Origin of the sequence: Phormidesmis priestleyi ULC007 (genome assembly GCF_001895925.1) — a bacterium.
GTDB classification, from domain to species: Bacteria; Cyanobacteriota; Cyanobacteriia; order Leptolyngbyales; family Leptolyngbyaceae; genus Phormidesmis_A; species Phormidesmis_A priestleyi_A.
Genome location: NZ_MPPI01000026.1, coordinates 57202 through 64240, shown reverse-complemented (window position 1 = coordinate 64240; position 7039 = coordinate 57202). Strand labels below are relative to the sequence as shown.

Annotated in this window: 5 protein-coding genes; 4 read left to right on the top strand and 1 reads right to left on the bottom strand. The window is 50.8% G+C overall.

The genetic code is table 11. From position 1 onward, the window contains the following. Positions 1-406: 406 nt before the first annotated feature. From BRW63_RS18900 to BRW63_RS18885, 4 genes are all read left to right on the top strand, one after another. The gene (locus BRW63_RS18900) at positions 407-613 is read left to right on the top strand and encodes a hypothetical protein (RefSeq protein WP_073073877.1); all 207 of its coding nucleotides are present in this window, start codon (positions 407-409) and stop codon (positions 611-613) included. A 121-nt stretch (positions 614-734) separates the two neighbouring features. Further along, positions 735-980, top strand: coding sequence for a hypothetical protein (locus tag BRW63_RS18895; protein ID WP_073073875.1), 246 nt, complete (start codon positions 735-737; stop codon positions 978-980). Between the two features lie 255 nt (positions 981-1235). Then, positions 1236-1652 (top strand): DUF1499 domain-containing protein, encoded by a 417-nt coding sequence (locus BRW63_RS18890; RefSeq protein ID WP_073073873.1) that lies wholly within the window; start codon positions 1236-1238, stop codon positions 1650-1652. Between the two features lie 58 nt (positions 1653-1710). After that, a complete protein-coding gene (locus BRW63_RS18885; RefSeq protein WP_073073872.1) occupies positions 1711-2958 on the top strand; it encodes a DNA repair exonuclease in 1248 nt (415 codons plus the stop codon). Positions 2959-3063: 105 nt separating this feature from the next. Here the strand turns inward: BRW63_RS18885 and BRW63_RS29620 are convergent, their stop codons facing one another. After that, entirely contained in the window at positions 3064-6885 is a 3822-nt protein-coding gene (locus BRW63_RS29620; RefSeq protein ID WP_073073870.1) for a DUF4347 domain-containing protein, read from the bottom strand. Positions 6886-7039: the final 154 nt, after the last annotated feature.

Sequence of the window (7039 nt, the reverse complement as noted above, 5' to 3'; positions counted from 1 at the left end):
TCAGCTAACGTGCGATCCTCTTCTGAAGTCAAAATGATCCGGAGGGGAGCAGGCATAAGGAGGGGTTAATTAGAGGGTCTTCCTATCTTATATTTAACTTCACCCTCCTACTTAGATTGCAACACTCAAGTTTATCTTTCGTAATCACTATGTTAATAACTTAATGAATATCTCATAAAGGGAATGCTAGTATTCAATACATTAGGTAATGAGCTATTTTCATCACGCTTTTACAGTTAGTATCCAGGATAATTTTTGAGTGCTGCGTGCGAGAAGTGCATTCAAAAAACCTGCCACTTGCTATCTGAAAAGGTTCCCATTCATCGACTCACCCATTCCAATTTCAACTGTGAAGAGGAGTGAAAGCCTTTCATGCAAACTGTTCTTAACTTAAGGAGCGAGTGCCATGTTTGTTGAGTATATTGGGGTTAAACCAGGAACACGCAATCACAAAGGTTACTTTGTTCAGCAAGCTTCAGGATATCGACTGATGGAGATCCAGGAGTCGGGTTGGGCAGTAATTTGCATCAGCGATTCGGTCTGTCATTATGTAGACCCAGAAAATCTACAGCGATCGCATCACAAAGAATTTTTAGTCGTTGAGGAGTTGTAGATATTCTCGACCAATAAAACATTAAATAGACTTTAAAAGGCTGCTCTGACTTCAGGGGCAGCCCTCTTTTTTGATAATCTAAAGAAGAACCTTTCCCCGCAGCAGAGAGCAAAAAAAACTCGTGAAAGATCAGTTCTTTAAATGGCTTAATTTTGTGTTGATGCTAGATCTGTTTCTAGTGCTGCTTAGCTTTGCGTGGCTGACGGTGGCGGTGATTGGTCGCGGCGCTAAGGTTCCGTTGGGGTTAGATCTTTGGTATAAACTTTGGGAGCCTGTGTTTACCCCGGCGATCGGAATTCTCATGGCAGGTGCGATCGTAAGCGGCGCATCCAGTTGGGTGGTTAAACGCCTCAATTCCGATTCATAAAACTAACCTTGGTAGACTGCATATGGTGGATTGAATAGTATTGGTTACTTGCAAAGACAATGGGCACGGCAGTGCCATGCCCCTACAATTCGCGCTTTTAACGGTTTAAATCTGTCAAAAAAATCTCTTATGCGGTATTTATCTTTTAAGCGAATTCAGGCTTCTTTGCTCTCATTGGTTTTGACGATCGTCACCTGGCTATCTCTTTCAACTACAGTCGCAGCATCTTCCACCCATTTATCCCACCCTCCACTCATGGCACTATTTTCATTTTCGGGCACTCGTCCTAATAATCTAGGGGTTCAGAACGGCGCGCTTGCAGCCTGCCCTGACTCTCCCAATTGCGTCAACAGTTTCAGCACCGATGCCGGACACAAGATTGACCCAATTCGCTACACGTCAACGCCAGAAAAAGCGTTTGCTGATTTGAAGCAGACCATTCAATCAATGCCTCGGACTCAAATCGTGACGGAGAATGAGAACTACTTATATGCTGAGTTTGCGAGTAAACTAATGGGATTTGTCGATGATGTCGAGTTTTATTTAGACAAAACTGCGGGGGTGATTCACGTGCGATCGGCAGCCCGTCTAGGCAAATCTGATTTAGGAGTCAATCGCCAACGGGTTGAAGCTATTCGGGCAGCTTTAGCTGGAAGTGGGGCATCAGCGTGAATTAGCGGTATCTTGAGGGTTAGTGACTCATAGACTAATGCTGAAGTACTAATTTGCTATGCCACGCTTTCTCCATTTAGCTGATGTTCATCTGGGCTTCGATCGCTACGACAGCAAAGAGCGCACCAAAGATTTCTTTAGGGCGTTTGAAGATGCGCTGAAAAAATATGCGATCGACGCTCAGGTCGATTTTGTGGTGATTGCGGGTGACTTGTTTGAGCACCGCACCATTCAGCCCAATGTTCTCAACCAAGCAAAGATTTGCTTTCAGATGCTCAAAGATCATCAGATTCCAGTGATGGTGATTGAAGGCAACCACGACAATCGACCCTATGGCACTCAGACCAACTGGCTTAAATATTTGGCACAAGATGAATTAATAATCCTGCTAGAGCCAGAAACCGTAGACGGACAGGTGATCTACGAAATGTGGGATGGCGAAGCTGGGGGCTACATCGATCTCGATTGCGGCGTTCGGGTGTTGGGTTCGCAGTGGTATGGCGCGTCTGCACCCAAAGCGATCGAGTCTTTAGCCAACGCAATTCAACAGCTTCCCGCAAGTCCGAGCTACTCAGTGATGCTGTTTCATCACGGGCTAGAAGGGCAGATTGCTCGATATCAGGGAGCCTTGCGCTATAACGATTTGCTGCCGCTAAAAGAGGCAGGAATTGACTATCTAGCGCTGGGTCACATTCACAAAAACTATAGTGAACAAGGGTGGGTGTTTAACCCCGGCTCGACCGAGGCAAATAGCGTCGAAGAGTCAAAATACGATCGCGGAGTCTATCTAGTCGAGCTAACCCCAGACGGCATTCACGCCGAACTTAAGCAAGATTATTATCAGCGACCCTGGGTGCGATTGCAGATCAAAGCACGAGGCGACGAAAGCCTAGAACAAATTGAGGAAGCGGCGATCGCTCAAGTGCAATCGGCGATCAAATCTCAGCGCATTGTTCCTGATCAAGCTGTGATGGTAGAGTTGCGAATCGAAGGACAAGTCGGCTTCGATCGCCTAGATCTCGATACTAAGAAACTTCAGCAGCAACTCAAAGAACTCACAGGAGCCTTGATTTTTCTGCTGAAGTATGAAGTGGATACGGTTGAGTATGCCTCTCCTTTGTCAGAGGAAATGTCAAGATTGCACATTGAGCGAGAAGTTTTTACTGATTTGGTGGCAGCTCACAACACTTATAAAGGGCGATCGACCGAGCTTGCACAAGGACTGATCGACCTCAAAGATCTACAGATGCAGGATCAGTCCGAGGTCGAGCTATATGACTTTGTGCAAACCTTGCTGGAGTCTTAACTTGGCGTTGTTTCTAGTCTGATTGCGACGGGAATGCCGACATTAGGAAAGGGGTAGCTGCACGATCGTGTAGCTACCCCTTTCCTTAACAGCGAGACTTAGGTTCTACAGGAGTAGGTCAGCAGTCTCTAAATCTGCCACGAAAGGCTTCACGATCCAGTTGGGATCGCTCACGTCAGGCAGCTCATAAGTTTGTGCATAGCTGGAGTCACTCATTCTCCAGATCATCTCCTTCCCAGTCTGCTGGTTACGCCAGAGGATATCGGGTGTGCGATCGCTGCCGAGGTCAGCAACGCCCGCAATCTGCCAGTTCACATCCGCGAGGCTGGTGATCACATCGGCGCTTTGGATCGCCGCGCCATTCATCTGCCAGATGGCGTTTTCGCCACTTGCCTTGTTGCGCCAGAGAATGTCCGATTTACCGTCGCCGTCAAAGTCAGCAGTGCCCGCAATCTGCCAATTGGTATCGGCTACCCGATAGATCACATCGGCGCTTTGGATCGCCGCGCCATTCATCTGCCAGATGGCGTTTTCGCCGCTTGCCTTGTTGCGCCAGAGAATGTCCGATTTACCATCGTCGTTGAAGTCAGCAGTGCCTGCAATCTGCCAATTGGTATCTGCCACTTGATAGATCAAGGAACCACTTTGTAAACCAGTGTTATTCATCTCCCAAATGACGTTCTCCCCGGTCACTTGGTGGCGCCACAGAATGTCAGCAATGCCGTCGCCGTTAAAGTCAGCGCTGTCTGACGAGATCTGCCAGCTACCATCTACCACGTAGGGTAGAAAGTAGCCGGTTTGTAAGGCAAAGCCGTTCAGTTGCCAAACTGCAACCTGTCCAGTGCTACCGTTGCGCCACAGCAGGCTAGGCAAGCTCTCCGTTACGCTGGTATTGAGAGTAGCGGGTGTGCCACCTGAAATTGCCGTTGTGCCACCCTTGCTCGTTGTGTCTACCGTCAGTCGTGTGGTGCCAGTGGTAAACCCACCGCTATAGGTGTTGTCGAGGGCACGAACAGTCAAGCCAGGCGGCGTACCGAAATAATTGGTCACGGGCACAAAGCGCACCAGGGTGCTAGCCGAGAACGCTAGGGCAGTCGCACCTTCGGCAACGGCACCGACATTTGTCCAGGTGGTGCCATTGATCGAGTATTGCCATTGTCCTTGGGTGCTGGGGTTGGCGGTGTTGCCGACGATCGCCAAGCCACTCAAACTAGCACCCGTATCAGGGTCACTAAACAGACTGCCAAATAAGCTGGTGAGGCTGCTACCGCTGGGATTGGTGGTATCTTGTGAAACGGCTGTTAGCGTGGCATTACTAGTCAAGGTCGGGGCATCGTTGACGTTGGCGAGTCCACCAGTGGGAACCGCCACCGTGCTAGGGGTGCTGACTGCCGAACCATCACTGAGGCTCAAGCTGTAAGCAGGAGGAGTATCGCTGCCATCGTGGACAAATTGCACGGCACCCGAGTTGATTTGTGCCTGAGTGAAGCTGGTAATCGCCGTTCCAGGCGCATTCACAAACTCAAACCGTCCATTTGTCACGTTTGTGGCGCTATAGGTCAGTTGGGCGGCGGTATTGTCGGGGTCAGTGGCGTTGATATTGCTGCTAGAGAGCACCACACTGCCACCTTCACTCAGGCTCAACGTGTTAGTGCTGATCGTCGGCGCATCGTTAACAGCGGTCACATTAATGTTTTTGGTAACGGCAGTGCTGGTGCCACCATCGCCATCGGTGATGACTAGCTGCACAGTACGAGAGGCAGTCGGTGCGTCAGACACATTGGCATAGGTAAGGTTTTGCAGTAACGCAGTGGCGGCAGTAGGGGTCGCGCTGGCGTTGAAGGTGATGACCAATGGTGTGGTGCCTGTACCGCCTGCGAACGTGCCAATGATGGTGCCTCCATAGGTGACATTGCTGACCGATACGCCAATCTTTCCAGTGCCGGTGCCCTGGTTGCGGATGGCGAGTCTGTCGTCTACCGTGCCATTGGCGCTATAGCTCACCGTTAGCGTACCTGTATCGAAATTAGCCGAATCAGCATCAGTGACGGTGGCAGTGGTGTCAAGAACAGTGGCTAAGTCATTTTCAGTGTAGGAAAGAGCATTGTTAGATTGGGTAATGCTGGGTAGTGCATTGGGAGGAACAATCGCAAAATTAATGCCGAAGCCGTTGTTGGTAGTGGGACTACCACCTCCATTCGCTGCTGTATTGCCGCTACCAGACACATTGGTTCCGCTTGCAGTAGGTGTGGTTGGAGGTATTCCATCGTTGTTGCCGTTAGGGCTAGGCGTACCATCGAAAACAAAGACTGCGCCGCCCTGACCTTGACCCGGTTGAACGAAGTTACTGCCTGCTGCACCACCAACTGCACTGTTATTGGTGAAGGTAACGGTATTAAGTGATAGGGAGCCAGCGCGAACGAAAATGGCACCGCCCAAGCCAGCACCGCCGCCGCCGCCGTAGTTAAACCCACCTGCTCCACTGTGGCCACCAAACCTGCCACCTAAACCAGCCGCGGTAGCTCCACCACCACCACCACCACCAAAACCTCCATTGCCACCGTTATTATACTCCGTACCGCCGCCGCCGCCGCCAAACCCACCATTACCACCGTTTCCATTGATATTGTAGGGGGGAACTGAGGCCCCACCACCACCGCCTGCACCTGTTCCTCCGTTTGTCGCGCCTGAAGTGCCAGAGCCTAGCGCCCCAATGCCAACACTGCCACCTAAGTTGCCGCTAGTGCCACCGTTACCACCCTTGGAAGTAGAGGCACCTGGACCACCACTCGTGTTGCTGCCATTGCCGCTAACACCACCACCACCACCACCACTATAGGTTTGGCTAATAACACCTGCTCCACCTTGACCACCGATCGCTCGGTTGTCATTGAATACAACTCTATTGAGCGTGACGTTGCCATTATTAACCAGCAAGCCACCGCCCAATCCAGCCCCGCCGCCGCCACCTTTATAGCCATCGCCACCCTTGCCGCCTTGGGCTCGTCCACCTGCAACAGCTAGATCTTGCAGTGTTACCGTACCAGAATTGATGAACAACGCCCGCACATCCCCAACATCATTCGTGCCACTATTGTTGGCATCACCATTAATTGTCAGGTTGCTCTGCCCGGTTCCAGTGATGCTCACATCGCTGTTGATCACCAGTTCTGATTGCAGACGAATCGTTTGGGCAGTGGCAAAAGTGGTTGCATCAAAGGTGATGGTGTCGGCTCCTGCAAGGTTGTTTGCCTGAGAAATGGCATCTCGCAACGATCCGACTCCACCATCCGATGTGTTCATCACCGTGAAGTTTGCCAGCACCGAATGGTAGTTTGCTGCCGCCAGTGCCACCGTTTCAATCTCCCCAGACTGATACTCTAGCGTCCAGTCACCCCTCTGAGTGCTGTCCCCTGTCAGATTGTTAGAGGCAGCAACATCAGCTTCAGTTAACTGGCTGATGATTTGTACAAACGCTTGACCGAGCTCGCCTTCGGCAACGTTACAGCCGTAGAGCAGAATGTCCGCATCGTTGGTCAGCGCTTTGCTCCAGGACTTGAGCTGGGTGGCGTACTGCGGCAGATCGGTCAGGTTCAGGGCGCTACTGCCAAAGTCCAGTCCACCGTCTTCCCCGTGGGAAACAATGTGCAAACTGCTGATGTTGTGCCGCCCCAGCAGCGTGTTGGTAATTTGGGTGACAGCATCCTGGCTGGAGTCGAGGATGTGGACTTCGGTGCCCGGTGCCACCCCAGACACCAACTGCTGATAGTCAGCCACCGATCGATCGACAAACAAAAGGGATTGATTAGCTCGTCCCAACCCCGTTAAAGAAGTAGTCAAACTGGCTTTGTCTAAGACAGGCGTAAGGTTAGCGGTAGACAGCACATCAGCAGAAGACGTAGCCGATCGAGGAAGCTCAAAAGACATTGGGTTTCTTTCCAGGGATAAAAAATGAAGCCAACATTCAGAGACGGATGTAGCTTTGTGGGCTGCGATCGCCAACCGTGCTTTACTACGGAGAGTTTCCGATACATCTAAATGTTTTATTCTTATTGAGAGTACCCCTATTTCAAGCAAACTA

Excerpts from the sequence above, each read along its gene's own strand:
- BRW63_RS18900 (WP_073073877.1), top strand. The coding sequence starts at position 407 with ATGTTTGTTGAGTATATTGGGGTTAAACCAGGAACACGCAATCACAAA.
- BRW63_RS18885 (WP_073073872.1), top strand. The coding sequence starts at position 1,711 with ATGCCACGCTTTCTCCATTTAGCTGATGTTCATCTGGGCTTCGATCGC.
- BRW63_RS18890 (WP_073073873.1), top strand. The coding sequence starts at position 1,236 with ATGGCACTATTTTCATTTTCGGGCACTCGTCCTAATAATCTAGGGGTT.
- BRW63_RS29620 (WP_073073870.1), bottom strand. The coding sequence starts at position 6,885 with ATGTCTTTTGAGCTTCCTCGATCGGCTACGTCTTCTGCTGATGTGCTG.